Here is a 26,391-nt window from a genome sequence, read left to right on the forward strand (position 1 = left end):
CATGGCCTCGCCCTTCCACGAGGTGCGCTTTCCGCTCGCCCTCTTCTACGGGTCCCGCGGCGGGCCGGAGCGGCGCACCGAGATCGTCACGCTCGGCTCCGGCGACGAGGAGAGGAACAGCCTCTGGCGCCACTCTCGGCGCGCCTACAATGCCGGGCCGGCGCTCCGCCGCGCCGAGGACATCGCGCTCCTGATCGCCTTCTTCGAGGAGCGCCGCGGGCCCCTCTACGGCTTCCGCTGGCGCGACACCTTCGACCACGCCTCCGGCCCCTTCGGCCGCGCGCCCGCCGCCACCGACCAGCCCCTCGGCACGGGCGACGGCGCCGCGACCGTGTTCCCGCTCGCCAAGACCTACGGGGCGGCCTTCGCCCCCTACACGCGCCCGATCGTCAAGCCGGTGGCCGGCTCGGTCCGGGTGGCGGTGGCGGGCGCCGAGTTGCCGGCCTCCGGCTTCGCCGTCGACGCCACCACCGGCCGCGTCACCCTCGCGCAGGCCCCGCCCGCGGGCGCCGCGGTGACGGCGGGGTTCCTGTTCGACGTGCCGGTGCGCTTCGCCACCGACCGCCTGGAGATCGACCACCAGGCGGTGCTGGCCGGCGTGGTCGCCGACATCCCGATCCTGGAGCTGCGCCGGTGAGATCCCTGCCTCCCGCCCTCGCCGCGAGCCTCGCGAGCGGCGTCACCACGCTCTGCCGCTGCTGGATCCTGACCCGCACGGACGGGATGCGGCTCGGCTTCACCGACCACGACGAGGACGTGGTCTGCGACGGGGTTCCCTGCGCGGCCGAGACCGGCGCCACCGGCTCGGCCCTGGAGCAGGGCGCGGGCCTGAGCCCCGACACGGGCGAGATCATGGGGGCGCTCCGCTCCGGGCGGCTGGCGGAAAGCGAACTGGCGCGCGGCCTCTACGACGGGGCGGCGGTGGCGGTGTGGTGGGTGGATTGGTCCGCCCCGGCGAACGCGGTGCCGGTGCTGTGCGGGCATCTCGGCGAGGTGTCCCGCGGTGCCTGCGGCTTCACCGCGGAGGTGCGGGGGCTCGCGGACCGCCTCGGCCAGCCGACCGGGCGGCTCTATCAGCGCTCCTGCGACGCGCTGCTCGGCGATGCGCGCTGCGGGATCGACGCGACGGGAGCCGCCTACCGCGGCACCGGCACGGTCGCGGCCGTGCGCTCGCCGCGGACGCTCCTGGCCGCGGGCCTCGACGCGTTCCGCACGGATTGGTTCACGGCCGGGCGGCTGGTCTGGACGCGGGGCGCCAATGCGAACGCGGTGGTCGAGGTGCGGGCGCATCAGCGCGGGGTCGCCGGCGCCGCCGCGCTCCTCGACCTGTGGGAGCCGGCCCCGGCCGCGATGGCGGCGGGCGACGCGTTCACGGTCACGGCCGGCTGCGACAAGTCCTTCGGCAGCTGCCGGACCAAGTTCGGCAACGCGGTCAATTTCCGCGGCTTCCCGGACCTGCCGGGCAACGACTACGCGGTGTCCTCCAGGCGGGACGAGGCCGGCAATGACGGCGGGCGCCTGCGGTAGCCGGGCGCCTGCGGCAGCAAGGAGGCCGCCGGCGCGCCGGCCGCCCGGTCCGGCCGCCCGGTCCATGCCGGATCGGCCCGTCCACGCGCCGCGGGATGCGCGTCACCGCCAAGCATCCGCCCGCCGAGGCCGGAGCGACCGGGGAGCGTCCGATCCGCGCGCCTGCGGCGGAGCCGGGACCGCATCCGAGACCAGTCCCGAGCGCGCCCGCCTGCCGCAGCGGCAAGGACCGTCGTGCCCGGTCCGGACCGGTTCGGGCCGGGCTCGGCACGACCCGCTCGGGACGAACAAACGGCCTGTTTGCAAGTTAGCCGGCTTTCCAGAGAAGCGCCTGCGGGCGGTCGGACGAGGCAGGTGGGGCATGCTGGGCTGGTTTCGCGCGCTGATGCCGAAGGAGGACCGCTTCTTCGACCTGTTCGAGCGGCACGCCGACACCCTGGTCGCGGCGGCCGAGGCGCTGCAGGACCTGCTCAAGGGCGGGGAGGACGTGCCGCGCTACTGCCGGATCATCGCCGAGCGCGAGCACGAGGCGGACGACATCTCCCGCGAGGTGCTGCAGGCCGTGCGGCGCAGCTTCATCACCCCGTTCGACCGCGGCGACATCAAGGACCTGATCCAGTCGATGGACGATGCCATCGACCAGATGAACCGCACCGCCAAGGCCATCACCCTGTTCGATGTGCGCCGGTTCGATCCGATCATGCAGGAGCTGGGCGGTACGGTGCTGGAGGCCGCCCGGCTCACCGCCCAGGCCGTGCCGCTCCTGAAGGCGATCGGCCCGCAGGCGGGCCGCCTCGCCATGCTGACCGAGCTGGTGGTCAAGGTGGAGGGCCGCTCCGACGCGTTGCACGAGCAGGGCCTCAAGTCCCTCTACCGCGCGCACGGGCGGACCGATCCCATGGCCTACATCGTCGGCAGCGAGATCCTGGGTCACCTGGAGGACGTGGTCGACCGCTTCGAGGACGTCGCCAACGAGATCAGCGGCATCGTGATCGAGAACGTGTAGGGCGGCGATGACCGACGCCCTCGCGCTGCCGGCGCTCACCGGCCTCATCGCCCTCGCGCTCCTGTTCGACTTCCTCAACGGCCTGCACGACGCGGCCAACTCGATCGCCACCATCGTCTCGACCCGGGTGCTGCGGCCGCATTACGCCGTGGTCTGGGCGGCCTTCTTCAACTTCATCGCCTTCCTGTTCTTCGGCCTGCACGTCGCCCAGACGCTCGGCACCGGCATCGTGGAGGCGAGCCTGGTCGATGCCCGCGTGATCTTCGGCGCGCTCGTGGGGGCCATCGCCTGGAACGTGCTGACCTGGGTGCTCGGCATCCCGTCGAGCAGCTCGCACGCGCTCGTCGGAGGGCTCGTCGGGGCGGGGATCGCCAAGGCGGGCTGGCAGGCGGTGGTCTGGGGCGGGCTCGGCAAGACCGCGGCGGCCATCGTGCTCTCGCCCCTGCTCGGGTTCCTGCTCGCGCTCCTGCTGGTGCTGATCGTCTCGTGGGGGTTCGTGCGCTCGACGCCCTTCGCGGTCGACCGCACCTTCCGCCACCTGCAATTCGTCTCGGCCTCGCTCTACTCGCTCGGCCACGGCGGCAACGACGCGCAGAAGACGATGGGGATCATCGCGGTGCTGCTCTACAGCCAGGGGCACCTCGGGAGCGCGTTCTTCGTGCCGCTCTGGGTGGTTTTGTCCTGCCAGGCGGCGATGGCGGCCGGCACGCTGCTGGGCGGCTGGCGGATCGTGCGCACGATGGGCTCGCGCATCACGCGGCTCACGCCGATGCAGGGCTTCTGCGCCGAGACGGGCGGGGCGCTGACGCTGTTCGGGGCGACCTGGCTCGGGATCCCGGTCTCGACCACGCACACCATCACCGGGGCGATCATCGGGGTGGGGGCGGCCCGCCGCACCTCCGCGGTGCGCTGGGGGGTGGCGAGCAACATCGTGGTGGCCTGGGTGCTCACCCTGCCCGCGGCGGCGCTGATCGGCGCGGGCGCCTACGGTCTCACGGCGCTGATCTCCTGACCGGCGCCCTGCCGCGGCCGGTTCCCCGTCCCGGACCGGGCCGAGGAGGGCGGCCCGGCGAGGGTCTCCGTCGCCGCGGCGGTCTGGCCCGCGAGCGCCTTCACCTCGCTGGCGACGACCGCGAAGCCGCGCCCCGCCTCGCCGGCCCGGGCCGCCTCGATCGTGGCGTTGAGCGCCAGCAGGTTCGTCTGCCCGGCGATGCTGGCGATCAGCGCGACCACGTCGCCGATCCGCTCCGCCGAGGCCGACAGCTGACGGAGCATCGCGTCGGTCCGCTCCGCGTCCTCGCAGGCGCGCTCGGCGATGGCGGAGGAGCGGGCGACCTGGCCGGCGATCTCCTGGATCGAGGCCGCCATCGCCTCGCTCGCCGCGGCCACGGTCTGCACGTTGGCGGCGGCCTGCTCCGCCGCGGAGGCGACCGAGACCGCGTGCGCCGTCGTCGCGTCCGCGGTCCCGTTCATCGAGCGGGCAATCACCGCCATCTCGGCCGAGGAGGCGGAGAGGCCCCGCGTCAGGGCGGAGACCTGCGCCTCGACCTGCCGGGTGAGCGCGTCGAGCACCTGCGCGCGGCGCGTCCTGGCGGCGTTCTCGACGGCGCCGGCCTCGTCCGCCTCGCGCTTGGCGATCATCGCGTCCTTGAACACCTGGACGGCGCGCCATCGCGCCGATCTCGTCGCGGCGCGCGGTGCCCTCGACCGGCACGGCGAGGTCGCCCCCGGCCAGCGGCGTCATGGTCGCCGTCGCGGCGAGGAGCGGGCGCGTGACGCCGACCAGCACGGTGACCAAGCCGAGCACGCTCGCGACGACGGCCAGCGCGAGGCACGCGGTCAGCGCCATCTTGGCCCATGCCGCGGAGATCCGAGCACGCTCGAATTCGCTGCGCGTCTCACGGAGCTGGTAATCCGAGAGGCGCGTAAGCACCTCGTTGGTCGGTTTCATCATCTCGTTGAGCGAGAGATGCGCCGCACCGTAGCCGTCGAGGGACATCGATCGTGGGCGTTCGGGTGCGGTCGCGATAGGCGGCTTCCATCCGGGCCGCCCGTGCACGGGTGCCCGGAATGAACGCGGATCCTCATCTCACCCGCGCCCGCGTGGTCGCGACCGCCCGGGCGTGGCGCGGCACGCCCTACCACCACCAGGCGGCGCTGAAGGGGCTCGGCTGCGACTGCCTCGGCCTGGTGCGGGGCGTCTACGCCGAACTCTACGGGCGCAGCCCCGAGGAGCCGCCCCCCTACGCCCCGGGCTGGGCCGAGAGCGCCGCGCTCGGACCGGACGGCCCGGCCGAGCCCCTGCGCGACGCCGCCCGCCGCCACCTCGCCGAGATCCCGCCCCCCGAGGCGCTGGCCGGCGACGTCCTGCTCTTCCGCTGGCGCGACGGCCTGCCCGCCAAGCACTGCGCCATCCTCACCGCCCCCCTCGCCGGGCCGGCGCCCCGGATGCTCCACGCCTATGACGGCCACGCCGTCCTCGAATGCAGCCTCCCCCGCGCCTGGTCGCGGCGCATCGCCCACGCCTTCCGCTTCCCGGGCCTCCGCGCATGAGCACCCTCGTCCTCTCCTATGCCGGCAAGGCCGCCGGTACCGCCCTGGCCGGCCCGCTCGGCGGCCTCCTCGGCGGCGTCGCCGGCGCCGGCCTCGGCGGCGTCCTCGACCGCGCCCTGTTCGGATCCCGCCCCAGGCCGCAGATCAACGCGGGGCCGCGCCTCTCCGAGCTCTACGTCACCGCCTCCAGCGAGGGCGCGGCGATCGCCCGCGTCTTCGGCCGCCCCCGCGTCGCCGGCCAGATCATCTGGGCCACCAAGCTCCGCGAGGAGCAGCACGTCGAGACGGTGAAGACCCGCGGCGGCAAGGGCGCGCCCACCCAGAAGACCTACAACGTCACCTACACGTACAGCGTCAGCCTCGCGGTCGCCCTCTGCGAGGGGCCGATCACCGCCATCGGCGAGATCTACGCCGACGGCAAGCCGCTGCGGCTCGCCGATTACCAGGCCCGCATCTACCTCGGCGACGAGGCGCAGGGGCCCGATCCCAAGATCGAGGCCGTCGAGGGGGGCGCCCCCGCCTATCGCGGCCTCGCCTACATCGTGGTCGAGGACATGCCGCTCGCCGCCTTCGGCAACCGCGTGCCGGTGATCACCGCCGAGGTCATCCGCCGCCCGCCCTGCGCCGATGGTCGCCCGGCACTGGAGGACCTCGTCACCGCCGTGACCCTGATCCCGGCCATGGGCGAGTTCGTCTACGCCACCGCCCCGGTGACCGCGAACGCCTTCGGGGCGCTCGCCGGGCAGAACACCGTCTCGGGCGCGGTCGACCTCGTCCGCGCCCTCGACCAGCTTCAGGCCGAGGCGCCGGCCTGCCGCCACGTCTCCCTCGTCGTCGCCTGGCAGGGCACGGACCTGCGCCTCGCGGCCTGCCGCATCGTCCCGAAGGCCGAGGCGGCGCGGAAGACCACCGACCTGCCCTGGAGCGCCGGCGGCCTCGCGAGGGCGCAGGCGCAGCGGGTCAGCCGCGACCCGGACGGCAACCCGTTGATCGGCGGGGCGCCCTGCGACCTCTCGGTGGTGCAGGCGATCCGCGAGCTGAAGCGGCGCGGGTTCTCGGTGACGCTCTACCCGTTCGTGATGATGGACGTGCCGGCCGGCAACGGCCTGCCCGACCCCTATGGCGGCCCGGAGCAGGCGGCCTTTCCCTGGCGCGGGCGCGTCACCTGCGATCCGGCGATCGGCCGGCCCGGCAGCCCGGACGGAACGCCCGCCGCCGCCGACCAGGTCGCCGCCTTCTTCGGCCGCGTCGCCCCGGCCGACCTCGCCTGGAGCGGCGGCACGGTGACCTGCGCCAGGGCCGAGTGGAGCTTCCGCCGCTTCATCCTGACCTGCGCCCGGCTCGCCGAGGCGGCGGGCGGGGTCGACGGCTTCCTGATCGGCTCCGAGATGGTCGGGCTGACCGCGCTGCGCTCCGGCCCCGGCCTCTTCCCGGCGGTGGCGCAGCTGCGCGCGCTCGCCGCCGACGCGCGCGCCATCCTCGGGCCCGGCACGGCGATCGGCTACGGGGCGGACTGGACCGAGTACGCCAGCCATCGCCCGCAGGACGGCAGCGGCGACGTCTACTTCCACCTCGATCCGCTGTGGGCCGACCCCAACATCGACTTCGTCGGGATCGACAACTACATGCCGCTCGCCGATTGGCGCGACGGCTTCGGCCACCTGGACGCGCGGCGCTTCGCGAGCGTCGACGACCCCGCCTATCTCGCCGGCAACGTCGCCGGGGGCGAGCTGTTCGACTGGTTCTACCCGACGCAGGCCGACCGCGACGCGCAGAACCGGGTGCCGATCCGCGACACCGCCCACGGCGAGGACTGGGTGTTCCGGCTCAAGGAGCTGCGCGCCTGGTGGGCCAACCCCCACCACGACCGGCCGGGCGGGGTGCGCCGAGCCACGGCCACGGCGTGGGTGCCGCAGTCGAAGCCGATCCGCTTCACCGAGCTCGGCTGCCCGGCGGTCGACAAGGGCGCCAACCAGCCCAACGTCTTCGTCGACCCGAAATCCTCGGAGAGCCTCCTGCCGTACTTCTCGAACGGCCGGCAGGACGTGGCGATGCAGCGCGCCTTCCTGGAGGCGGTGCTGCGCCACTGGCGGGCGCCGGAGGCCAACCCGGTCTCGGCGGTCTATGGCGGTCGCATGGTCGATGCGGAGCGGATCTTCGTGTGGACCTGGGATGCGCGGCCCTACCCGGACTTCCCGCGCCAGGTCGGGGTGTGGAGCGACGCGCCGAACTACGCGCTCGGGCACTGGCTCAACGGCCGGCTGACCCTGGGCAGCCTGCTGGACGTGGTGGCCGACCTGTGCCGGGGCACGGGGGTCGAGGTCGACGTCTCGGCCCTGCGCGGGGTGGTGTTCGGCTACGTGGTGGCGGAGGTGCAGGCCCCGCGCGACAGCCTGGCGCCGCTGCGCACCGCGTTCTTCTTCGACGGGGTCGAGAGCGGCGGGGTGCTGCGCTTCCGGCCGCTGGCCCGGGCGCCGGTGGCCCGCTTCACGCAAGCGGATCTGGTCGCCGCGGGCCAGGGCCCGGATTTCCGGCGCACCCGGACCGAGGAGGCGGCGCTGCCGGCGGCGCTGTCGCTGAGCTTCGTCGATCCGGCGCGGGGCTACCAGAGCGCGGCGGTCGAGGCGCGCCGGCTCTCCGGCCGGGCGGCCTCCGTGTCGCGGGTGAGCCTGCCGCTCTGCCTGGAGGAGGGGGCGGCGCGGGGCCTGGCGCAGGCGCTGCTCTACCAGGCGGTGGTCGAGCGCGAGGCGGTGACCGCGACCCTGCCGCCCTCGGCCCTGGCCCTGGAGGTCGGGGACGTGGTCGCGCTCGACCTCGCCGGCAGCCCGGTCGAGGTGCGGCTGACCCGGCTCGGCCTGGAGGCGGGCCGGCCCTTCTCCGCCGTGCGGGCGGATGCGGGGGTCTACGCCTACCGGGACGGGGGCGGGACCGGGCGGGCGCCGGCACCGCCGGCGGCGGTGGGGGTGGGGCTGTTCCGCATCCTCGACCTGCCGCTCCTGAGCGCGCAGGCGGTGCCCCACGCGCCCTCCTTCGCGGCCTACACGGTGCCGTGGTCGCCGGTGAGCGTGCTGCGGGCGCTCGCCGGCGGGGCGCCGGAGGCGGACGCCCTGATCCAGGCGCGCTCGATCATCGGCGAGCTCGTGGCCGACCTGTTCCCGGGCCCGACCGGGCGCTGGGACCGGGTGAACGAGGTGTTCGTGCAGGTGCCGCCCGGCGCCGAGCTGGTCTCGGCCTCCGATCTCGACGTCCTGAACGGCGCCAACACGGCGGCCCTGCTCGGGCCCTCGGGCGCGTGGGAGGTGCTGCAATGGGCCGGCGCCACCCTGCTGGGGGCGGGCCGCTACCGGCTCGCCGGGCTCCTGCGCGGGCAGCTCGGCACCGAGTTCGCCATGGGCGCCCCGACGCCGGCCCGGGCGGCGTTCGTGGTGCTCTCGCAGGCCCTGGTGCAGTCGGGCATGCCGGCCTCGGCGCGGGGGCTGCCGCAGGACTTCCGCTGGGGGCCGGCGGCGCGCGGTCCGGAGGACCCCTCCTACGCCGCGGCCCGCGTGACGGTGACGGGGGCGGGGTTGCGGCCCTACGCGCCCGTGCAGGCGCGGCTGCGGCGGCGCGAGAGCGGCGACCTCGACCTGTCCTGGATCCGGCGCACGCGGCGGGACGGGGACAGCTGGGACCAGGTCGAGGTGCCGCTGGCCGAGGAGACGGAGGCCTACGCGGTGGACATCCTCTCCGAGACCGGCGCCGTGCGGCGCAGGCTGGCGGCGGCGGGCCCGTCCCTGACCTATCCGGTGGCCGAGCAGGCGGCCGATTTCGGCGGCCCGGTGCGGCGGCTCACCGTGGCGATCTGTCAGGTCTCGGCCGCCTACGGCCGGGGCATCCCCTTGAGGATCACGCTCGATGTCTGAGTCCACCCCCAACCTGGCGCTGCCGCTGCTGGCGGCCGCGCAGGCGCAGAAGCACGTGACGCACAACGAGGCGCTGATGGGCCTCGACACGCTGGTGCAGCTCGCGGTGCTGGACAAGGACCTGCTCGCCCCGCCGGCCTCGGCGGCGGAGGGGGACCGCTACCTGCTCGCCGGGGCGAACCCGACCGGGGCCTGGGCGGGCTGGGCGGGGCGGGTGGTGCGCTACCAGGACGGGCGCTGGCTGTCGTTCATCCCCCGGCCGGGCTGGCTGGCCTACGTGGTGGACGAGGGCGACCTCTACACCTACGCGGCCGGGCCGGCCGGCGCGGCCGGGCCGGCCGGCGGCGGCGCGTGGGTGGGCTTCCGGAGCAGCCTGAGCGCGCTGCAGAACCTGGCGCGGCTCGGGATCGGCACCACGGCCGACGCCGCCAACCCGTTCGCCGCCAAGCTGAACACGGCGCTGTGGGCGGCGCTGCCGGCGGCGGAGGGCGGCAGCGGCGACCTGCGCTACACGCTCACCAAGGAGGCGGCCGGCAACACGCTCTCCCTGCTGCTGCAATCGGGCTGGTCGGGGCGGGCCGAGCTCGGGCTGACCGGGGACGACGACCTGCACCTGAAGGTCTCGGGCGACGGGGCAACCTGGACGGAGGCGCTGCGGGTCGACCGGGCCACCGGCGGGGTGGATTGGCGGGCGGCCGAGGCGAGCGTGGCGGCGGGGCCGAGCGTGGATCTCGGGGCGGTGAACGCGCTGTGCGTGACGCTGACCGGGGCCGCGACGGTGACGAGCTTCGGCAGCGCGCCGCGGCGGCTGCGGCTCCTGCGCTTCTCGGGCGCGGTCGGGCTGACGCACGACCCGGCGCGGCTGATCCTGCCCGGCGGCGCCACCCTGGTGACGGCGGCCGGGGACACGGCGCTGGCGACCTCGGACGCGGCGGGGGCCTGGACGGTGCGGGCCTACAGCCGCGCGAGCGGCAGGGCGCTGGCCGGGCCGGCCGCGGCCGAAATCGCCGACGCGACGGCGACCGGCCGCGCCGTGCTGACCGCGGCGAGTGCGGCCGCGGGGGCGAGCGCGCTGGGGCTTGGGAGTGAGAGCGCCCCGACCTTCGCCGGGCTGACCATCTCCGGTTGGTCGACGTTCGGCGCGGGCACGGCGTCGTTCATCGGCACAACCGGGACGATAGCAGTCGCCTCTGGGACACCCCGACTCGAAGTCAGGGCTGGCACTGGCACCGGTGATGCCGCGTTTATGGCGTTCCACCGGCCGGGCCAGTTCGCGGCCTATTTCGGCCTCGACGTCGACAACGCCTGGAAGGTCGGCGGCTGGTCCATGGGGGCCAACGCCTACAGGATCTTCCACCAGGGCTTCCGCGACGCCACGAAGGCCGACCTCTCCGGAGCGGCCTTCGCGGGCCCGGTGCGGCTGCCGGGCTACACGGTGGCGACGGTGCCGAGCGCGGCGGCCGCGGGGGGCGGGCGCGCAGATCCACGTCGCGAACGAGGCGGGAGGCCCGGTGCCGGCCTTCAGCGACGGGGCGACCTGGCGGCGGGTGACCGACCGGGCGGCGATTTCCTGAGGGGGCCTGAGGATGGCGATCGAGAAGACGGTGCACCTCTACGAGGTGCTGTTCCGGATTGCGGCGAGCGGTGCGATCGCGGCGCACCGCAAGGACCTGGAGCGGGTGGCGGATCCGGCGACGGGCGAGGTCTACGCCGAGCGCGAGACGGATCCGGTGCCGATCGCCGGGGCGGAGGTCGCGGCGGTGCTGGGGGAGGTGCTGAGCGCGATGACGGCGGAGCGGGACGCGAAGGCGGCGGCGCTGGCGGCGGCGGAGGCCGAGCGGGAGGGGCTGCGCCGGCAGCTCGCGGCGGTGACCGCCGAGCGCGACGCGCTGCGCGAGGCCGCCCGTCCGCCCGCCGCGGCGCCCGCGGCCTGAGCGGCCGCCCCGCCGCACGACCCGCGGCCGCCTCGGGCGGCCCCTCTCTCCCGGAGGCACGTCGTGGACTTGTCACCCATCGGCCGCGCGGTCCTGCGGGCGCGCGAAGGCGAGCGGCTGACCGCCTACAAGGACAGCGTGGGCGTCTGGACCATCGGCGTCGGGATCACCACGGCCTCCGGGCTGATCGTGGTCAGGCCCGGGCTGCGCATCACGCGAGCCGAGAGCGACCGGCTCTTCGCGCAGGCGGTGGAGCGCTCCGTCGACCCGGTGCGCAGGGCGCTGGCGAAGCCGGTGCCGCAGGAATTCTTCGATGCCTGCGCGAGCCTCGCCTACAACATCGGCCCGGTGCGCTTCGCGGAATCGACCATCGTCCGCAAGGCCAATGCGGGCGACCTCGCGGGGGCGGCGGAGGCGTTCCTGCTGTGGAACCGGCCGGCCGCGATCCTGCCGCGGCGGCGGGCGGAGCGCGACCAGGCGCGGACGCCCTACGCGCGGGCCCTGCCGAGGGCGCGCGCCGGCGACGCGGCGCCGGTGCGGGTGCCGGCCGGGCCGCCGCCCGGGCCCGCGCCGCGGCCGCCCGACCCGATGGCGCCGCTCACCCGCCCGGGACCGGCCCGGCCCGCCCCCTGCGGCGGGCCTTCCGCTGCCGGCCGGGCCGCACCGGCGTCCTCGGGCCGGACGCTCGCGCGGGGCTGATCCGCGCGGCCCTCGATGTCTCGCGCGCCGCCGGACGGCGCGCCAACCTGGAGAGAGACGATGACCAAAATCCTGACGCCCGGGGTGGTGACCGGGCTGCTCTCGGCGGCGGCGGTGGCGGCGAGCCTGGCGGGCCGGCCGGCCCTGGCGGCCTTCTTCCAGGATCCCGGCACGGCCGCGAACGTCCTGGCCCTCCTCGGCGCGGCCGGCGCGCTCGCGGCCGGCTTCCTCAAGGGCGCGCGGACCGGGTGACCGGCCGGCGTCTCCCGCTGCCAGTCTTCGCGAGACCGCGCATGGCGGCCGGGCGCGATCCGGCTGTCGTTCGCCGCCGAAGACCGGGCCCGGCTTCGCGAACGCTGCGTTCCGGGGGCGCCGTTCCATGGGACAGCGCTGCCCGTGGCGCAGCGGCATCCTCGGCGCTCCGCCTCCGGGGGTCCCGACGCGGATGCGCGCAGGTTCCCGTTTCGTTGCCGGGGCGCCTGTGCTCTTCTGGTCTCCTCTCAGAGGTCGTTCCTTGGCCCGGCTGCCCCGCGCAGCCGGGCTTTTTCCTTTCGCGGCTCGGTGGCACTGCCGCGCCGAGACGGCTCAGCGCCCGTGGCGGGCGGCGAGCGCCTCAGCCAGGGCCAGGTCGTCGGGCGTGTTGAGGTTCAGGAACGGATCGACCGGCTCGGACGGCCACGCCGCCTCGGCGGTGCCGTGCCGGGCGATCCACTGCCCGACCCGCCGCAAGCCCTCCGTCACCAAGGCCGCCCGCAGGTCGTCGCGCAGCGCGACCGGCCAGAGCCCGTCCACGTAATGCGCCCGGCCCCCCGACGCGGCCGTGGCGAGGGGCGTGCCGGCCGCCGCGCGGGCGGCGTGGAGCCGGGCCACGAAATCCCCCGGCAGGAAGGGCGTGTCGCCCGCCACCGTGGCCACGAAGGCGACGCCCGGGTGATGTGCGGCGGCGTGGTCGAGGCCGGCCAGCACCCCGGCGAGCGGACCGGGCGCGTCCGGCACCGAATCGGGCAGGACAGGCCCCGCGAAGGCGGGCCGGAAGCGCGCCGGATCGCCGTTGGCGCTCAGGACCACGCCCGCGGCGCATTGCGGCGCGAGCCGCGCGGCGACCCGCGCCAGCAGCGTCTCGCCGCCGAGCCGCAGCAGGGGCTTGTCGCCGCCCCCCATCCGCCGGGCGAGGCCGCCGCCCAGGATCACCCCGAGGGTGGGCGGGACGCTCACTCGATGACGATCCGCGGCGGCGTGCGGCCGGCGGGAGCCCCCGACAGGCCCGCCCAGAGGCGCGCCGCGATCTCCCGGTAGATCGCGGCCTGGGGCCCGTCCGGGTCCACCGCCACGACGGGACGGCCCGCATCCGAGGATTCGCGGATCGCCATCGTCAGCGGCACCTCGCCGAGGAAGGGCACGCCGAGGCGCTCCGCCTCGTGGCGCGCCCCGCCATGCCCGAAGATGGCCGAGGCCTGCCCGCAATGCGGGCAGACGAAGGTCGCCATGTTCTCGACGATGCCGAGGATCGGCACCTCGACCCGCTTGAACATCGTCACGCCCCGCCGCGCGTCGATCAGCGCGAGGTCCTGCGGCGTCGAGACGATCACCGCGCCCGCGAGCGGGGTCGCCTGGGCCAGGGTGAGCTGCGCGTCGCCGGTGCCGGGGGGCATGTCGACCACCAGCACGTCGAGGTCGCCCCAGGCCACCTCGCGCAGGAGTTGGGTGAGGGCCGATTGCACCATCGGCCCGCGCCAGATCATCGCCGTCTCGGCCTGGATCAGGAAGCCGATCGACATCACCGGCATGCCGTAGCCGGAGAGGGGCACGATCCGCTGGCCCTCCGGCGTCGACACCGTCTCGGGCTTCCGGTCGAGGCCGAACAGCTTGGGCACCGAGGGGCCGTAGATGTCGGCATCGAGCAGGCCGACCTTCAGGCCCTGCGCCTTCAGGGCCAGGGCGAGGTTGCATGCGGTGGTCGACTTGCCGACCCCGCCCTTGCCGGAAGCCACCGCGACCACGTGGCGGATGCCGGGCAGCGCCGGCCCGGGCCGGGGCGCCCCGCCGGGACCGGCCGGCCGCTTCGGCGGTTGCGGCCGGGCCTGCGGCCGCTCGGACGTGAGGCTCGCGAGCGCGCCCGTCACCCCCGGCAGCCTGAGCACGGCGACCTCGGCGGCCCGCCGCACCGCCTCGAAGGCCTCGGCCTCGCTCGGATCGATCCCGATCGAGAACATCACCCGGTCGCCCGGGCCGATCACGATCTCGGAGAGGCGCCCCGAGGCCGGAAGCGGAGTGCCCTTCTGGTCCACCGTCACGCCCGACAGCGCCTGCAGCACGTCCTCACGGGTGATCGCCACGTCTCGTCACTCCTGGCGGGCGGGAAGGCGCCCGGTCCCTCATGCGTGCATGTAACCTTGCGGGTGCGAAACACCAGAGTGCGCCGGCGCGCGGCTTGGATCGGGCGAATGCGCTTCAAGGCGGCTCCAAGGATTCCGTCGCCCGCCGCGTCCAAGGGGGCGAGCGCGGCCGCGGGGCCGCCGGGATCGTCCGATGCGGGACCTCGCCATGCTCCACCCCGACACGCCGCCGGCTTCCCCGAAGGCCGCGATCCCGCCGCCCGATCCCGACGCGGACCTGGTCGCGCGAGCGGGGCAGGGCGATCGAGCGGCCTTCGAGACGCTGCTGCGGCGCCACTACGACCGGCTGCACCGCGTCGCGTGGCGCATGACCGGCTCCCGGGAGGATGCGGAGGACCTCGTGCAGGAGGTCTGCTGCGCCCTGCCGGCCAAGCTCGCCGGGTTCCGGGGCGAGGCGCGGGTCGCGACCTGGCTCACCGGGATCCTGATCAATGCCTGCCGCGACCATCACCGCCGCCGGGGCGCGCTGGACCGGCTCCGGCGGGGGCTCGCCGTCTGGGCCGGCCTCGCCCGGCCCCCCGACGGACGCGACCTCTACCGGCGGTCTTGGCTCGCAGGGGAACTCGCCCGGCTCGACCCGGCCCTGCGCGCGACCGTCATCCTGGTCCACGGCGAGGGACTGACCCACGCCGAGGCGGCCGCCGTTCTCGGCCTCGCCGAATCCACCGTCTCGTGGCGCCTGCACGACCTGCGCCGCCGTCTCAAGGCCTCCGGGGAGGAAAGCCATGGCGCCTGATCCCGCCCTCACGCCCCCGCCCGCCCCCTCGCCGCAGGCGCGCGAGCGCGCGGTCGCGGCGGCGCTCGCGCGCTTCGACGCGCTGCACGGCGAGGCTCAAGGATCCGGTGTCCAAGGATCCTGTGTCCAAGGATCCGGCGCGCCGGTGCGTCCGAGGGAGCGGCAGATCCTCGGGAGACCTCCCCTCATGCGCCGCGCCCGCCCGCTCATCGCCGCCGCCCTGATGACCGCGCTCGCCGGTCCCGCCGCCTGGACCATCCTGCGCGAGGATCGCGCCCGCGAGGATCGCGCCCGCGAGGATGCCGAACCGCCCGCACCCGCCGCCCCGGCCTCCGGGGCGGACCGGCAGAATTCCGCCGGGCCCGAGGCCCGACCCGCGCCCCGGGCGCAGGCCGCGCCGATCCCGGACGCGGCGCCGCCCCCGCCGGTCCTGACCCCGCCGGTCCTGCCCGCGCCGCGCCCGGCCGCTCCGCCCGCCGCCGTCGCGCCCCGGGCGGCGGGCGCGCCGCCGGTTCCCGCCCCCGCGCCGGACCGGAACCGCGCCGGCGAGGCCGATGCGGGCCGCACCCTCCAGGCCTTCCGGTCCTCGGGAGGCTTCCGGTTCGAGGCCTCGCCGCGAGGACCGGCCGCGATGGCCCGGGCGGCCGGCGAGACCGCCCCGGTCCCGTCCGAGCCCGTCGGCCGCGACCGCTTCGCCAACGCGCCGGAGGGGGGCTTCCGCATCACCCGCGAGGCCCCGGTCTCGACCGTCTCCCTCGGGGTGGACACGGCCTCATACGGCATCGTGCGCGACGCCCTGAACCGCAACCACCTGCCGCCGCCCGCGGCGGTGCGCACCGAGGAATTGATCAACTACTTTCCCTACGCCTATCCGGCGCCGGCGAGCCCCGACGCGCCGTTCCGGGTGACGGCCTCGGTCTTTCCGAGCCCCTGGGCCGAGGGCCGCAAGCTCCTCCACATCGGCATCCGGGGCTACGCGGTCGCCCCGGCCGAGCGCCCGCCGGCGAACCTCGTCTTCCTGGTCGACACGTCCGGCTCGATGGCGGCGCCCAACCGGCTGCCCCTGGTCAAGCAATCCCTCGCCATGCTGCTCACGACCCTGGATGCCCGCGACCGCGTCGCCCTCGTCGCCTATGCGGGCGAGGTCGGCACCGTGCTGGAGCCGACGCCCGCCGGCGAGGCGGGCCGGATCCTGGCGGCGATCGAGACCCTGCAGGCGCATGGCAGCACGGCGGGCGGGGAGGGGATCCGGCAGGCCTACGCCCTCGCGGCGCGCCACTTCGACCCGAAGGCGGTCAACCGGGTGATCCTCGCCACCGACGGCGATTTCAACGTCGGCATCACCGGCCGGGACGAGTTGACCGGCTTCGTCGCCCGCGAGCGCCGGAAGGGCATCTTCCTGTCGGTCCTCGGCTTCGGGATGGGCAACCTCAACGACGCGCTGATGCAGGCCCTGGCCAAGGACGGCAACGGCGTCGCCGCCCACATCGACACCGCCCAGGAGGCCCGCAAGGTGCTGGTGGAGGAGGCGACCTCGACCCTGATCCCGATCGCCAGGGACGTGAAGATCCAGGTCGAGTTCAATCCCGCGACCGTGGCCGAGTACCGGCTGATCGGCTACGAGACCCGCCCCCTCGACCGGGCCGATTTCGCCAACGACGAGGCCGATGCCGGCGAGGTGGGCTCCGGCCAGACCGTGACGGCCCTCTACGAGATCGTGCCCGCGGACGGGAAGCGGGTGACCGGCGACCTGCGCTACGCCCCCCACGAGGCGGCGCCCGCCCCGGCCAGCCGCGACTACGCCCACGTGGCGATCCGCTTCAAGCGCCCGGACGCGCGCGAGAGCACACTGATCGAGACGCCGGTCGGCCCGGAGGGGGAGGCCGCGCGCTTCGCCGAGGCGCCGCAGGAGGCCCGGTTCGCCGCCGCGGTCGCGGCCTTCGGGCAGATCCTGCGCGGGGGCAAGCATACCGGCCGCTTCTCCCTCGACGACGTGATCCGCATCGCCGCCCCGGCCCGGGGGGACGACCCTTTCGGCTACCGGGCGGAGTTCCTCGGCCTCGTGCGGGCGGCCAAGGTCGCGCCGGGCCTGCCCGCCCAGAACCTGCCCGCCCAGAACCTGCCCGGCGCGGGCCTGCCCGGGCCGCGGTGAGGGGCCGCGCCTCCTGTGCTGCACCGCACCGCCGGGCCCCGGCCGGCGCCGTATTCCGGTCGCCAGCAGAACGGACCTGCCAAGCCCACGGAGGCAGCCATGCGCGAGCGGATCGAGGATCTCGGCTTCATCATCAAGATCGCCGGACTGGCGATGCTGGGCAGCCTGCTCACCAGCCTGTTCGCCTGATCCGGGATCCGCTTGATCGAAGCGGATCCCGGATCCCAAGCCCGCGCGGCGCCTGAGCGACGCCGACATCCGCATGGCCGAGATGGGAGATGGCGCAGCCATCAACCGGATGGCGGATGAGGCGCCCGCGTCCCGACCCGGGGCGGCTCCCCGCGAGGGCGCCGCGTCAGGCCCGGGAGGCCGGGCCGTAGAGGAGATGCCGGAAGGCGCTGCGGATCGGCGCCTCCGGCTCCTCCAGGAGAGGGCCCCGGTCGGCCCCGATCCCGTCCGCGAGGAGCTGGGCCGCGAAGACCGCCCCGGCCTCGCCGGTCATCCGCTCCTCGACCCGGTCGAGCAGGCGCTCGGCCTCCTCCGCTCCCAGGAGCTTTGCCCGCAGCAGCGTGCGCATTAGTTCCGTCGTGAGCGCCTCGAGCGCCCGGAGCCGGTCTTCGAGTTCGAGCGTCCCCACGGCGTCCCCCTGGCGGGTTGATATCCCGCTATCCTCGCCGGGAGGTTGCAACGTCCCGCAAACGCGGTCGCTCGATTTCGAGCGATGCCGCGTGGTCCGGACGGCGGCCGCCCGCGGCTCAGACCGACCGGATCGCGCCGCCGTCGACCCGGATCATGCTGCCGGTGACGTAGGAGGCCCGCGCGGAGGCGAGGAAGCAGGCCACGTCGGCGAATTCCTGCACGCGGCCGTAGCGGCGGGCGGGGATCGCCGCGCGGGCGGCCTCGGCGATCTCGGCCGGGCTCTTGCCCTGCGCCTTGGCGTTGGCGGCGTCGAGCTCGCCGGTCCGGTCGGTCTCGATGCGGCCCGGCAGGATCATGTTGACGGTGACGCCCTCGGCCGCGACCTCGCTCGCCAGCGTCTTCGCCCAGCCGGCCAGCGAGGCGCGCAGCGCGTTCGACATCACGAGGTTGGGGATCGGCTGCTCGACGCCGCTCGACGCCACGATCAGGATGCGCCCGAAGCCGCCCTGCCGCATGCCCGGCAGGACGAGGCCGGCGAGCCGGATCACCGGCACCACCATGGCGTCGAATTGCGGCGCCCAGGCCTCCGGCGCCACATTGGTCGCCTGGCCGGCCGGCGGGCCACCCGTGTTGGCGACCAGGATGTCGACCCCGCCGAGATGCTGCTGCGCGGCCGCGTGGATCGCCTCGACGCTGTCCTTCAGGTCGCCCGCGACCGCGAAGGCGCGGCCCTGGCCGCGGGCGTTGATGGCCGCCACCGCCTGGTCCAGGCGCTCGCCGCTGCGCGCCGCGAGGAGGACGTTCGCCCCCTCCGCGGCGAGACCCTCGGCGATGCCGCGCCCGAGGCCGCGGCTCGACGCCAGGACGATGGCGCGCTTGCCCGTGAGGCCGAGATCCATGGGGTGTCCTCCGTTCCAATCATAAGCTGTCCGGAAGATCACTTCCGGCCAGCGCATGACAAGCCCGCGCGGCGCGTGAGCGAGGCCGAAATCCGCATTGCGACGCAATCCGTCGGATCACGAGCCCGCGCGGCGCTTGAGCGAAGCCGAAATCCGCATTGCGACGCAATCCGTCGGATCACGAGCCCGCGCGGCGCTTGAGCGAAGCCGAAATCCGCATTGCGACGCAATCCGTCGGATTTCGGATCACTGCGTGTCGCCGAGCGCGGCGAGCCAGCGCTCGGCCTGCGCCCGCACGTTGGCGGGCGCAGTGCCCCCATAGCTGGTGCGGCTCGCCACGGAATTCTCGACGCCGAGCACGGCGTAGACCGCCTCCGTGATGCGCGGCTCCTCCTCCCGCATCTCGGCGAGGCTCAGCGCCTCCAGCCCCACCCCCCGGGCCGAGGCCCTGCCGACGAGGCGGCCGGTGACGTGGTGGGCGTCGCGGAAGGGCAGGCCGAGTTCCCGCACCAGCCAGTCGGCGAGGTCGGTGGCGGTGGCGTAGCCCGCGCCCGCCGCCGCCTTCAGCACCTCCGGCACCGGCTCGAGGTCGCGCACCATCCCGGTCATCGCGGCGAGGCAGAGCGAGAGGGTCTGGAGCGCGTCGAAGGTGCCCTCCTTGTCCTCCTGCATGTCCTTCGAATAGGCGAGGGGCAGCCCCTTCATGACGATGAGGAGGCCGGCCAGCGCCCCGATCACCCGGCCGGCCTTGGCCCGCACCAGTTCGGCGGCGTCCGGGTTGCGCTTCTGCGGCATGATCGAGGAGCCGGTGGTGTAGCGGTCGGAGAGCCGCACGAAGCCGAACTGGGCCGAGGTCCAGACCACGATCTCCTCGGCGAAGCGCGACAGGTGCACGGCCGCGATCGCGGCGGCCGCGAGGGCTTCGAGGGCGAAGTCGCGGTCGGCGACCGAGTCGAGGGAATTCGCGGTCGGCCGGTCGAAGCCGAGCGCCGCCGCGGTGGCGTGGCGGTCGATCGGGAAGGAGGTGCCGGCGAGCGCCGCCGCGCCGAGCGGGCACTCGTTGAGCCGCGCGCGCGCGTCGCGGAAGCGCCCGCGGTCGCGGCCCAGCATCTCCACGTAGGCCAGCAGGTGGTGGCCGAAGGTGACGGGCTGGGCCGATTGCAGGTGGGTGAAGCCCGGCATCACGGTGCCGGAATGCGCGAGGGCGAGCGCCGCCAGCGCCCGCTGCAGGTCGGCGGCCTGGGCGTCGAGGGCGTCGAGGGTGTCGCGCACCCACAGGCGCATGTCGGTGGCGACCTGGTCGTTGCGCGAGCGGGCGGTGTGCAGGCGGCCCGCGGCCGGCCCGACGAGTTCGGTGAGCCGGCTCTCCACATTCATGTGGATGTCCTCGAGGGCGCGCTGGAACGTGAAGGCGCCGGACTCGATTTCCGCCTGGACCGTCTTGAGGCCGGCCTCGATCGCCGCCACATCCGCCTGCGGCAGGATCCCCGTCTTCCCCAGCATCGCCACGTGGGCGAGCGAGCCCCGGATGTCCTGGGGGGCGAGGCGCTTGTCGAAGCCGATGGAGGCGTTGATCTCCTCCATGATCTCGGCGGGGCCGCTCGCGAAGCGCCCGCCCCACATCCGGTTGCTCATGTCCGCACCTCGTCTCGCCCGCACGCCGCTCGCCCTCGCCCTGGGAGGCGGGATCGCCGCCGCGGCACTGGCGCTCGGCGCCGCCCTATACGCCGCGGGCAGTCCGGGCAACAGCGGCGCCTGCCGGGCGGCCGCCGCGACCGCCGCCCGGGTGGCGCCCTTCTCCCGCGGCGAGGTCGCGGCGCTGCAGGTCGATCCCGCCCCCAGACCCGCCCCCGCCCTGTCCTTCACGGGGCCGGACGGCAGGCCGCGCAGCCTCGACGACCTCCGGGGGCGGACCGTGCTCCTGAACCTGTGGGCGACGTGGTGCGCCCCCTGCAAGGCCGAGATGCCGTCCCTCGACCGGCTCCAGGCGGCGCTCGGGGGGCCGGATTTCGAGGTCGTGGCGATCAACCTCGACACCCGCAACCCGGAGCGCCCGCCCGCTTGGCTGCGCGAGAACGGGATCGCGCGGCTCGCCTACTACGCCGATCCGGGCGGGCGCGTGCTGCCGGTGCTGCAGAAGAGCGGGGAGGTGGTGGGGCTGCCGACCACGCTCCTCCTCGACAAGGCCGGCTGCGAGATCGGCGTCATGAAGGGCCCGGCCGAGTGGGCGAGCGAGGACGGGCTCGCGCTGGTGCGGGCGGCGCTCGGCCGCCTGCCGCCGGGCTGAGCGGGGCGCCCCTGCGGGCTCCCCGGCCCGCCCTGCGGGCCCCCCGGGCCGCCCTGCGGGCCGGCGGTGGTCAGCCCGCCGCGAACCCGACCGTGATCCGCCCGCCGAGCGCCCGCGCGGCCGCCTCGATCGCCTCGATCTCCGTGGCGTGGTCGGGATCCAGGATCTGCCTCACCTGCGCGACGGGGCATCCGAGCCGCGCCGCGAGGGCCTCCTCGCCGAGCCCGCTCAGGTGCCGCAGGACGTGGAGCGACGCCTTCGCGGCGAGCCGCGCGGGCAGCACCACCCGGTAGGTCTCGGCCCGCGTGGCCGGGCTCGGCAGGGAGAGGTGCTCGCCGTTGGCCATGGCGAAGTAGGCGAGCGCGGTGAGGGACTTGGTCATCCCGTCGAGGGCCGCCTCGACGCTCGCGCCGGACGCCATCGCGGCGGGCTCGCCCGACGCGTAGGCGTGGTAGCGTCCCTCCTCCCACCGCAACTCGACCGGGTAGCTCCAGGTGAGGTCCATCAGGTGTCTCCGTCGCGGGGGGCGTGCCGATCGGGCCCGGGCGCCCGAACGGGGGTCCAACCCGCGGCGTTGAACCCACTCTCGATTCCTGGCAGGGGGCCCCATGACCGCACAGCGCCCCCCCCGCCGGTTCCCGCGGCCGCTCTCGGCCCTGCGCAGCCTCCTCTCCAGCAGCGCCGGCGGCGGCGTCGTGCTGATGGGCAGCGCGCTGCTCGCCCTCGTCGTCGCCAACGGCCCCCTCGGCGAGGCCTACGCGCACGGGCTCCACGCCGAGGTCGGGCCGCTCAGCCTGCTCCACTGGATCAACGACGGCCTGATGGCGGTCTTCTTCCTGCTGGTCGGGCTGGAGATCAAGCGCGAGTTCCTGGACGGGGGCCTGCGCACCTGGCCGGACCGGGCGCTGCCCGGCATCGCGGCGCTCGGCGGCATGATCGCGCCCGCCCTCGTCTACGCCGCCCTCAACTGGCACACGCCCGCCACCCTGCGCGGCTGGGCGATTCCCGCCGCCACCGACATCGCCTTCGCGCTCGGCGTGCTGGCGCTGCTCGGCTCCCGGGCCCCGGTCTCGCTCAAGGTCTTCCTGACCGCGCTCGCGATCCTCGACGATCTCGGCGCGGTGCTGATCATCGCGCTCTTCTACACGGCCGACCTGTCCTGGCCGATGCTCGGCCTCGCCGCCGGGATCACCGCGATGCTGTTCACCCTCAACCGGGTCGGCCTGCGCCGGCTCGGGCCCTACCTGATCCTGGGGGCGGCCCTGTGGCTGGTGGTGCTGCGCTCGGGCCTGCACGCCACGGTGGCGGGCGTGATCCTGGCGCTGGCGATCCCCTGCCGCCCGAGCCCGGGCCGGCCGGACGACGCGCATTCGCCCCTGCACGCCCTCGAACACGCGCTCCAGCCCGTCGTCGCCTACGCGATCGTGCCGATCTTCGGCTTCGCCAATGCGGGCGTGTCGCTGCGCGGGCTCGGGCTCGACGCGCTCGTCGCCCCGGTGACGCTCGGCGTCGCGGCGGGGCTCTTCCTCGGCAAGCAGGTCGGCGTCTTCGGCGGGGTCTGGCTCGCCGTGAGGGCCGGCCTCGCCAAGAAGCCCGCGGGGGCGACCTGGCAGCAGATCTACGGGGTGGCGCTGCTCTGCGGCATCGGCTTCACCATGAGCCTGTTCATCGGCGCGCTCGCCTTCGCGCCCCATCCCGAATTCGAGGCCGAGACCAAGCTCGGGGTGCTGCTCGGCTCGCTCGCCTCGTCGCTCGCCGGGGCGCTGGTCCTGTCGCTCGCGGCGCGCAGGATGCCGCCCGAGGCGTGATCCTGCGGGACCCGCGACCGGGCCATCGGCGCGGATCGGCGGGAGGGCACCGCGCCTCAATTCACCTCGACCTCAATTCACCTCGACCTGCACCACCCCCGGCACCGCCCGGAGCGCGCCGGCGATCTGCGGGCTCGCCTGGTAGCGGTCCCTCAGCTTCACCTCGACCTCGCGCTCGCCCCCGTCGAGGATCAGGATCAGCGAGACCTCGCCCTCGCCGCGGGTGGTGAGCCGCTGCTGCACGCTCGGGATCGGGCGCTCGTCGCGCAGGTAGATCCGCATGCCCTTCTGGTAGCGGGCCACCGCCTGGTCGAGGGGCTCGCAGGTCTGGATGCGGGCGCGCACGTCCTCGCCCTCGGCACTCGCCTGGAGCTGGAGGGCGAGCGCCCGCCCGGGTTCCAGCAATTCGCGGTATTGCTGCAGCCCCTCCGAGAACACGATCGCCTCGAAATGCCCGGTCTGGTCCGAGAGGTTGACGATGCCGAGCTTGTTGCCGGTCTTGGTGCGCCGCTCCGAGCGGTCGAGCACCGTGGCGGCGACCCGGCCGACGCTGTTGCCGGCCCGCACCGAGCGGCAGAACTCGACCCAGGTCTGGACGCGCAGCTTCTTGAGGAGCTCCCCGTACTCGTCGAGCGGGTGGCCCGACAGGAAGAAGCCGACCGCCTCGTACTCCTTCTTGAGCCGGTCGGCGGCCGGCCAGGGATCGTAGGGCGGGATGCGCAGCGCCACCGTGGCGGCGGCGACGCCCCCGAACATGTCGGTCATCCCGACCGTCTCGGCCTCGAGCGCGCCCTGCGCCAGGCGCAGCATCGGCTCGATCGCCGCGAAGGCCCGCGCCCGGTCGGGCTCGATCTCGTCGAGGGCGCCCGCGCCGACGAGGCTCTCCAGCGTGCGCTTGTTGACCAGCCGCGGGTTGAGGCGGCGGGCGAAGTCGCCGAGGTCGCGGAAGGGCCGGTCGCCCCGCGCCTGCACGATCGCCTCGACCGCGGCCCGCCCCACGCCCTTGATCGCCGCGAGCGCGTAGCGGATCGTCCCGTCATGCACCTCGAAGGTGACGCCGGAGCGGTTCACCGACGGGGGCTCGACCTTGATCGCCAGGCGCTGCGCGTCCTGGCGCAACTCGGCGAGCTTGTCGGTGTCGTCGAGGTCCTGGGACATCGAGGCGGCCAGGAACTCGACCGGGTAGTTCGCCTTCAGGTAGGCGGTCTGGTAGGTGATCAGCGCGTAGGCGGCCGCGTGCGACTTGTTGAAGCCGTAATCCGCGAACTTGGCCAGCAGGTCGAAGATCTCGTTGGCCTTGGCCTTGTCGAGGCCGCGCTCCATCGCCCCCTTGAGGAAGCGGTCGCGCTGGGCGTCCATCTCGGCCTTGATCTTCTTGCCCATGGCGCGGCGCAGGAGGTCGGCGTCGCCGAGCGAGTAGCCGGCGAGCACCTTGGCGACCTCCATCACCTGCTCCTGGTAGACGATGATGCCGAAGGTCTCGGCCAGGATCGGCTCCAGCTTGGGATGGGGGTACCAGACCGCCTCGTTGCCGGCGTCGCGCCCGAGCTTGCGCTCGCAATAGACCGGGATGTTGGCCATCGGGCCCGGCCGGTAGAGGGCGACGAGCGCGATCAGGTCCTCGAAGCGGTCGGCGCACATCTCGACGAGCGCCTTGCGCATGCCCGCCGATTCCACCTGGAACACGCCGACCACCTCGCCCTTGCGCAGGCGCTCGTAGGTGCGCTCGTCGTCGAGGGGCAGGGCCGCGAGGTCGAGGGTGATGCCGCGCTGCTCGAGCAGGTCGGTGGCGCCGCGCAGCACCGTCAGGGTCTTGAGGCCGAGGAAGTCGAACTTCACGAGGCCGGCCTGCTCCACCCACTTCATGTTGAACTGGGTGACCCGCATGCCGGTCTTCGGGTCGCGGTAGAGCGGCACCAGCGCCTCGAGCGGCCGGTCGCCGATCACCACGCCGGCCGCGTGGGTCGAGGCGTGGCGGTGCAGGCCCTCCAGCTTCTTGGCGATCTCCATGAGCCGGGCGACGACCGGCTCCTCCTCCATGGCGCTCTGCAGCCGCGGCTCGCCCTCGATGGCCTGGACGAGGGTCACCGGGTTCGCCGGGTTCTGCGGCACCAGCTTGGTGAGCTTGTCGACCTGCCCGTAGGGCATCTCCAGCACGCGGCCGACGTCGCGCAGCACGCCGCGGGCGAGCAGCGTGCCGAAGGTGATGATCTGCGCGACCTGGGCCTCGCCGTAGCGGCTCTGCACGTACTCGATCACCCGCTCGCGCCCGACGACGCAGAAGTCGATGTCGAAATCCGGCATCGAGACGCGCTCGGGGTTGAGGAAGCGCTCGAACAGCAGGCCGAAGCGGAGCGGGTCGAGGTCGGTGATGAGGAGCGACCACGCCACCAGCGAGCCCGCGCCCGAGCCGCGGCCGGGCCCGACGGGGATGTCGTTGGCCTTGGCCCACTTGATGAAGTCCGAGACGATCAGGAAGTAGCCCGGGAACTTCATCTTGGTGATGATGCCGATCTCGTAGGCGAGCCGGTCCCGGTAATCCTGCTCGCTCAGCCCCTCGGCGGGGCCGGCCTCGGCGAGGCGGCGCGCCAGCCCGGCCTCCGCCTGCCGCTTCAGCTCCCCCGCCTCGTCGAGGGCGGGATCGCCCGCCGGGGCGGGGGAGCCCGCCTGCGCGGCATCCCTCGCCGCCGGCCCGCCGCTCACCCCGAAGCTCGGCAGGATCGGCTTGCGGGTGCGCACCCGGTAGGCGCAGCGCATCGCGATCTCGACGCTCGCCGCGAGCGCGTCCGGCAGGTCGCGGAAGAGCTCGGCCATGGCCGCGCGGGTCTTGAAATCGTGGCGCGGCGTGAGCCGGCGGCGCTTCTCGTCCGAGACGAGGCGGCCCTCCGCGATGGCGAGGAGCGCGTCGTGCGCCTCGTAATCCTCGGGACGCGCGAAGAACGGCTCGTTGGTGGCGACCAGGGGCAGGCCGTGGCGGTCGGCGAGGCCGATCAGCTCGGCCTCGACCGCCCGCTCGTCGGGCAGGCCGTGGCGCTGGATCTCGACGTAGAGGTGATCCTCCCCGAAGGCCTCGACGAGCCGCGCGAGGCGGCCCGCCGCGTGCTCCGGCCGCGCCGCCCGCAGGCAGGAATCGAGCGGGCCGCCGGGCCCGCCGGTGAGCGCGATCAGCCCCGGCGCGCAATCCCGCAGGGCCTCGACCGGGACCCGGGGCGCCTCGCCGAGGGGACCGTCGAAATAGGCGAGGCTCGCGAGCTTCAGGAGGTGGCCGTAGCCGGTCTCGTCCTTGGCGAGCAGCACGAGGTGGGGCAGGGGCGCGGGCCCGCCGCGCTGGCCGGGCTCGGGCGCCTCGAACAGCACCGAGAGCTGGATCCCGGCGATCGGCTGGATGCCGAGGCCGGCCGCCTTCTCGGAGAATTCCAGCGCCCCGAACAGGTTGTTGGTGTCGGTGAGCGCCAGCGCCGGCTGGCGGTCGCCGGCCGCCGCCTTGACGAGGTCGCCGAGCTTCAGCGCCCCCTCCAGCAGCGAGTAGGAGGAATGGGTGTGGAGGTGAACGAAGCCGACGTCCTTGAGAACCCGCACCCGGCGCCCTCCGCGTGTGCCGCTTGGAGCAGGGGAGCTTTGCAGGCTCGGCCGGAGAGAGTCAGCAGGGGCGCGGCCACACCGGCCGGCATTCCGGCCGCCTTCCACAGAGATCGTTGGGGGCCGGGCTCAGTGGACCGGCGCCAGCGCCACCGCCCAGAACGCCACCGCGCCCGCGAGCAGCCCCATCGAGGCGATCTCCGTGACACCGAGAAGGATCTTGCGTAGGATCATGGGGCGGACCTCGTTCGCTGTTGAGACCATGTTTGTTCGC

22 protein-coding genes and 1 pseudogene are annotated in these 26,391 nt (G+C 74.6%); 14 read left to right on the plus strand and 9 right to left on the minus strand.

The features are described from left to right. Position 1 precedes the first annotated feature (1 nt). From M446_RS28835 to M446_RS28850, 4 genes are all read left to right on the plus strand, one after another. On the plus strand, positions 2-637 hold the full coding sequence (locus M446_RS28835) for a DUF2460 domain-containing protein (RefSeq protein WP_012335627.1): 636 nt from the start codon (positions 2-4) through the stop codon (positions 635-637). Next, positions 634-1,527 carry a DUF2163 domain-containing protein gene (locus tag M446_RS28840; RefSeq protein ID WP_012335628.1) on the plus strand — a complete coding sequence of 298 codons (894 nt, stop codon included), beginning with the start codon at positions 634-636 and terminating at the stop codon, positions 1,525-1,527. The genes M446_RS28835 and M446_RS28840 overlap by 4 nt, the downstream gene beginning before the upstream one ends. A 361-nt stretch (positions 1,528-1,888) precedes the next feature. Then, on the plus strand, positions 1,889-2,533 hold the full coding sequence (locus M446_RS28845; protein WP_012335629.1) for a DUF47 domain-containing protein: 645 nt from the start codon (positions 1,889-1,891) through the stop codon (positions 2,531-2,533). Positions 2,534-2,540: 7 nt separating this feature from the next. After that, positions 2,541-3,545: an inorganic phosphate transporter gene (locus M446_RS28850; RefSeq protein ID WP_012335630.1), complete on the plus strand. Its 1,005-nt coding sequence runs from the start codon at positions 2,541-2,543 to the stop codon at positions 3,543-3,545. Here M446_RS28850 and M446_RS37670 read toward each other — a convergent pair. Beyond that, a complete protein-coding gene (locus M446_RS37670; protein ID WP_050777524.1) occupies positions 3,518-4,189 on the minus strand; it encodes a methyl-accepting chemotaxis protein in 672 nt (223 codons plus the stop codon). The genes M446_RS28850 and M446_RS37670 overlap by 28 nt on opposite strands. 414 nt (positions 4,190-4,603) lie before the next feature. On the opposite strand from M446_RS37670, the gene M446_RS28860 reads away from it, so the two are divergent. From M446_RS28860 to M446_RS39305, 3 genes and pseudogenes are all read left to right on the plus strand, one after another. After that, positions 4,604-5,086 carry an NlpC/P60 family protein gene (locus M446_RS28860; protein WP_012335631.1) on the plus strand — a complete coding sequence of 161 codons (483 nt, stop codon included), beginning with the start codon at positions 4,604-4,606 and terminating at the stop codon, positions 5,084-5,086. After that, positions 5,083-8,988: a baseplate multidomain protein megatron gene (locus M446_RS28865; RefSeq protein WP_012335632.1), complete on the plus strand. Its 3,906-nt coding sequence runs from the start codon at positions 5,083-5,085 to the stop codon at positions 8,986-8,988. The genes M446_RS28860 and M446_RS28865 overlap by 4 nt, the downstream gene beginning before the upstream one ends. Next, positions 8,981-9,289 (plus strand): annotated as a pseudogene (locus M446_RS39305) (DUF2793 domain-containing protein); the annotation flags it as partial. The gene M446_RS28865 and the pseudogene M446_RS39305, both read left to right, overlap by 8 nt. 653 nt (positions 9,290-9,942) lie before the next feature. On the opposite strand, the gene M446_RS28875 reads toward M446_RS39305, so the two are convergent. Then, positions 9,943-10,149 carry a hypothetical protein gene (locus M446_RS28875; RefSeq protein WP_043701754.1) on the minus strand — a complete coding sequence of 69 codons (207 nt, stop codon included), beginning with the start codon at positions 10,147-10,149 and terminating at the stop codon, positions 9,943-9,945. Between the two features lie 425 nt (positions 10,150-10,574). Here M446_RS28875 and M446_RS38620 point away from each other — a divergent pair, with 425 nt between their 5' ends. The 3 genes from M446_RS38620 (at position 10,575) to M446_RS28890 (ending at position 11,873) form a co-directional block, all read left to right on the plus strand. Then, a complete protein-coding gene (locus tag M446_RS38620) occupies positions 10,575-10,922 on the plus strand; it encodes a hypothetical protein (protein ID WP_012335633.1) in 348 nt (115 codons plus the stop codon). Positions 10,923-10,985: 63 nt separating this feature from the next. Continuing rightward, the gene (locus tag M446_RS28885) at positions 10,986-11,621 is read left to right on the plus strand and encodes a lysozyme (RefSeq protein ID WP_012335634.1); all 636 of its coding nucleotides are present in this window, start codon (positions 10,986-10,988) and stop codon (positions 11,619-11,621) included. 60 nt (positions 11,622-11,681) lie between these two features. Next, positions 11,682-11,873 carry a hypothetical protein gene (locus M446_RS28890; protein WP_012335635.1) on the plus strand — a complete coding sequence of 64 codons (192 nt, stop codon included), beginning with the start codon at positions 11,682-11,684 and terminating at the stop codon, positions 11,871-11,873. A 333-nt stretch (positions 11,874-12,206) separates the two neighbouring features. Here the strand turns inward: M446_RS28890 and mobA are convergent, their stop codons facing one another. Together mobA and M446_RS28900 are read right to left on the minus strand one after the other, a co-directional pair. After that, positions 12,207-12,836, minus strand: a complete 630-nt coding sequence (mobA, locus tag M446_RS28895) for a molybdenum cofactor guanylyltransferase MobA (RefSeq protein WP_012335636.1) — start codon at positions 12,834-12,836, stop codon at positions 12,207-12,209. After that, on the minus strand, positions 12,833-13,957 hold the full coding sequence (locus M446_RS28900) for an Mrp/NBP35 family ATP-binding protein (protein ID WP_012335637.1): 1,125 nt from the start codon (positions 13,955-13,957) through the stop codon (positions 12,833-12,835). The genes mobA and M446_RS28900 overlap by 4 nt, the downstream gene beginning before the upstream one ends. A 193-nt stretch (positions 13,958-14,150) precedes the next feature. Here M446_RS28900 and M446_RS28905 point away from each other — a divergent pair, with 193 nt between their 5' ends. Both M446_RS28905 and M446_RS28910 read left to right on the plus strand, forming a co-directional pair. Further along, entirely contained in the window at positions 14,151-14,753 is a 603-nt protein-coding gene (locus M446_RS28905) for an RNA polymerase sigma factor (RefSeq protein ID WP_012335638.1), read from the plus strand. A 187-nt stretch (positions 14,754-14,940) separates the two neighbouring features. After that, positions 14,941-16,905 (plus strand): vWA domain-containing protein, encoded by a 1,965-nt coding sequence (locus M446_RS28910; protein ID WP_012335639.1) that lies wholly within the window; start codon positions 14,941-14,943, stop codon positions 16,903-16,905. 355 nt (positions 16,906-17,260) lie between these two features. Here M446_RS28910 and M446_RS28915 read toward each other — a convergent pair whose 3' ends face one another. The 3 genes from M446_RS28915 to argH all read right to left on the minus strand — a co-directional run bounded on the left by M446_RS28915 (position 17,261) and on the right by argH (position 20,078). Continuing rightward, the gene (locus M446_RS28915) at positions 17,261-17,542 is read right to left on the minus strand and encodes a hypothetical protein (RefSeq protein WP_012335641.1); all 282 of its coding nucleotides are present in this window, start codon (positions 17,540-17,542) and stop codon (positions 17,261-17,263) included. A 118-nt stretch (positions 17,543-17,660) separates the two neighbouring features. Then, positions 17,661-18,443 carry an SDR family oxidoreductase gene (locus tag M446_RS28920; protein WP_012335642.1) on the minus strand — a complete coding sequence of 261 codons (783 nt, stop codon included), beginning with the start codon at positions 18,441-18,443 and terminating at the stop codon, positions 17,661-17,663. Positions 18,444-18,689: 246 nt separating this feature from the next. Next, complete coding sequence (gene argH / locus M446_RS28925) at positions 18,690-20,078, minus strand: argininosuccinate lyase (RefSeq protein WP_012335643.1); 1,389 nt, start codon at positions 20,076-20,078, stop codon at positions 18,690-18,692. Here argH and tlpA point away from each other — a divergent pair. Next, complete coding sequence (gene tlpA / locus M446_RS28930; protein WP_012335644.1) at positions 20,077-20,730, plus strand: thiol:disulfide interchange protein TlpA; 654 nt, start codon at positions 20,077-20,079, stop codon at positions 20,728-20,730. The two genes, argH and tlpA, sit on opposite strands and share 2 nt — an antisense overlap. Before the next feature lie 70 nt (positions 20,731-20,800). On the opposite strand, the gene M446_RS28935 is transcribed toward tlpA, so the two are convergent. After that, complete coding sequence (locus M446_RS28935; protein ID WP_012335645.1) at positions 20,801-21,235, minus strand: hypothetical protein; 435 nt, start codon at positions 21,233-21,235, stop codon at positions 20,801-20,803. Positions 21,236-21,338: 103 nt separating this feature from the next. On the opposite strand from M446_RS28935, the gene nhaA reads away from it, so the two are divergent. Then, on the plus strand, positions 21,339-22,538 hold the full coding sequence (gene nhaA / locus M446_RS28940) for a Na+/H+ antiporter NhaA (protein ID WP_012335646.1): 1,200 nt from the start codon (positions 21,339-21,341) through the stop codon (positions 22,536-22,538). A gap of 72 nt (positions 22,539-22,610) precedes the next feature. Here nhaA and dnaE read toward each other — a convergent pair whose 3' ends face one another. Then, entirely contained in the window at positions 22,611-26,117 is a 3,507-nt protein-coding gene (gene dnaE, locus M446_RS28945; protein ID WP_012335647.1) for a DNA polymerase III subunit alpha, read from the minus strand. Positions 26,118-26,391: the final 274 nt, after the last annotated feature.

Source organism: Methylobacterium sp. 4-46 (genome assembly GCF_000019365.1).
Classification (GTDB): Bacteria; Pseudomonadota; Alphaproteobacteria; order Rhizobiales; family Beijerinckiaceae; genus Methylobacterium.

Bases quoted from the DNA above. Each gene is read 5' to 3' on its own strand.
- M446_RS38620 (WP_012335633.1), top strand. From the start codon at position 10,575: ATGGCGATCGAGAAGACGGTGCACCTCTACGAGGTGCTGTTCCGGATT.
- M446_RS28935 (WP_012335645.1), bottom strand. From the start codon at position 21,235: ATGGACCTCACCTGGAGCTACCCGGTCGAGTTGCGGTGGGAGGAGGGA.
- M446_RS28860 (WP_012335631.1), top strand. From the start codon at position 4,604: ATGAACGCGGATCCTCATCTCACCCGCGCCCGCGTGGTCGCGACCGCC.
- M446_RS28890 (WP_012335635.1), top strand. From the start codon at position 11,682: ATGACCAAAATCCTGACGCCCGGGGTGGTGACCGGGCTGCTCTCGGCG.
- argH (WP_012335643.1), bottom strand. From the start codon at position 20,078: ATGAGCAACCGGATGTGGGGCGGGCGCTTCGCGAGCGGCCCCGCCGAG.
- nhaA (WP_012335646.1), top strand. From the start codon at position 21,339: ATGACCGCACAGCGCCCCCCCCGCCGGTTCCCGCGGCCGCTCTCGGCC.
- M446_RS28850 (WP_012335630.1), top strand. From the start codon at position 2,541: ATGACCGACGCCCTCGCGCTGCCGGCGCTCACCGGCCTCATCGCCCTC.
- tlpA (WP_012335644.1), top strand. From the start codon at position 20,077: ATGTCCGCACCTCGTCTCGCCCGCACGCCGCTCGCCCTCGCCCTGGGA.
- M446_RS28875 (WP_043701754.1), bottom strand. From the start codon at position 10,149: ATGAACGACGCCGTGCCCGCGCCGAACGTCGACCAACCGGAGATGGTC.
- M446_RS28845 (WP_012335629.1), top strand. From the start codon at position 1,889: ATGCTGGGCTGGTTTCGCGCGCTGATGCCGAAGGAGGACCGCTTCTTC.
- M446_RS28865 (WP_012335632.1), top strand. From the start codon at position 5,083: ATGAGCACCCTCGTCCTCTCCTATGCCGGCAAGGCCGCCGGTACCGCC.
- M446_RS28910 (WP_012335639.1), top strand. From the start codon at position 14,941: ATGCGCCGCGCCCGCCCGCTCATCGCCGCCGCCCTGATGACCGCGCTC.
- M446_RS28920 (WP_012335642.1), bottom strand. From the start codon at position 18,443: ATGGATCTCGGCCTCACGGGCAAGCGCGCCATCGTCCTGGCGTCGAGC.
- M446_RS28835 (WP_012335627.1), top strand. From the start codon at position 2: ATGGCCTCGCCCTTCCACGAGGTGCGCTTTCCGCTCGCCCTCTTCTAC.
- M446_RS28905 (WP_012335638.1), top strand. From the start codon at position 14,151: ATGCGGGACCTCGCCATGCTCCACCCCGACACGCCGCCGGCTTCCCCG.